Raw genomic sequence first — 1,707 nt, forward strand, 5'->3', positions numbered from 1 at the left:
ACCGCCACCGCCACCGCCACCGCCACCGCCGTGAGTACCTCCGGACTTCCTCAGCGTCGGACTTGACGGCCCAGCCGGCCCTGTCGGCCCACCGTCGCGCCGGGGCTCGCTGTGGCCCGTGCCGTCGTCGATCCACATGCCGGTGGGGTCTGCGGACGTGACCGGGCTGTTGTTGCCGTATGCGTAGCCGTTCAAGGACTGGTGCTGGGCGGGGTCCAGTACCGGGTCGATGCTGATGAACTGGCCGATGGACGGGTCGTATTCGCGGGCGCCGATGTGGGTGAGGCCGGTAGTCGTGTCGGCGGGCTTGCCCAGGAAGGCCTTGTCGTCGGGCCAGGTCGTGGACTTCGCACCGCGCGAGGCGCCAAAGGGGGTGGTGTACCGCTTGGTGGCGTCCTGAGTAGTGGCGTCCATGGCGAGGCTGCTGGTGCCGTGGTGGTCGGCGGCGAGGAAGTTGAGCTTGCTGCCCGCGGCGCCGGACGTTGTGCGGACCGCGATGGTCTGGCCAGCCGCGCTGTAGTAGCGGGTGCCGGTGATCGTCTTGGTCGCGCCCTTGGTGGTGAGGCGTACTTCGGTGGCTCCGAGGTAGAGGACGGTGTCGCCGTCTCCGGTCGCGCGGCGGATGAGGAGTTCGCCGTCGGCGTCGTAGAGGTAGGTGGTGCCCAGGGCGGGTTTGGTGCCGGATGCCGGTTCGGTGGTGGAGGCGAGTTCGCCCTCGGTGTTCCAGCCCAGGGTCTGAGTGCCTTGGGTGCCGGGACGGGATGTGGTGTTGCCCGCCTTGTCGTACTCGTACGTGGCGGCCTTGGCGCCCGTCGTCTTGACGAGCGGGTGGGGCTGGCCGACCGGTGTCTTGTATCCGTACGTGGTGGTGGCGTCGCCCGTGGCCGCGTGGTTGGTCTCGGTGTCGCGCTGGCCGGCGTTGTTGTAGGTGTAGCTGGTCCAGTACGGGGCGGCGCCGTCGAGGTTGGCGGTGGTGCGGCCGCCGGTGGCGCAGTCGGCGGTCTTGGGGGTCCAGGCCTCGGTCAGGCGCCGGTTGGCGTCGTAGCTGAAGCACTGGTTGTCGGCCTTGGTGGTGTCGCCGAGGGTGGTGGGATCGAAGATGGACTGGACGTTGCCCGCGTCGTCCTGGGTGAAGTTGAGGTCCTGCAGCATGTACGGGTGGGTCTGGTCCGTGACGTGGCTGCGGGTAAGACGGCCCGTGCCTGCCTCGTACTTGTTGGTGATGTAGGTGTTCTTGTCACTTGCACCGAGGGTGAGCTGTTCGGCCTGGCCGAGGGCGGAGTAGGAGGCGTCGACGAGGTAGGTGTTCGCTCCGGTGAGTTTGACGGGCAGGTCAGACCTGTAACCGACTCCGATGATCTCCTTGGGAAGCCCACCGGCCCCCGGCTCCTTGGTGTTGCTGAGACTGCCGTCGACGAAGTAGGCAGCGCCGAACGTAAGCGTGGACTGCACCGCACCGGACGTGACCAGCGGGTCGTCGCTGGGCAGCACGACGTCAGTGGTGATGGCGCGGCCGAGGGTGTCGTAGGCCGTGACCTGCTTGGTGTAGGCCTGCCCGGTGGTGCCGCCGACATAGCGGGTGGAGGCGGTGGGCTTGCCCTTGAGTAGGGTGTCGAAGGTCCACTGAGCGAGTTTGTTGGCGTCCGTCCTCGTGGTCTGCCACAGGCCGGTCTTGCGGCCGATCTCGTCGTAGCCGTAGAGCAGCTT

General features: G+C 67.7%; 1 protein-coding gene. It reads right to left on the minus strand.

The annotated features are described in order from the left end of the window. On the minus strand, positions 1-1,707 hold a 1,707-nt coding region (locus tag EES42_RS45920; protein ID WP_241196187.1), incomplete at both ends, for an RHS repeat-associated core domain-containing protein.

The organism is Streptomyces sp. ADI95-17 (genome assembly GCF_003846175.1).
GTDB lineage: Bacteria > Actinomycetota > Actinomycetes > Streptomycetales > Streptomycetaceae > Streptomyces > Streptomyces sanglieri.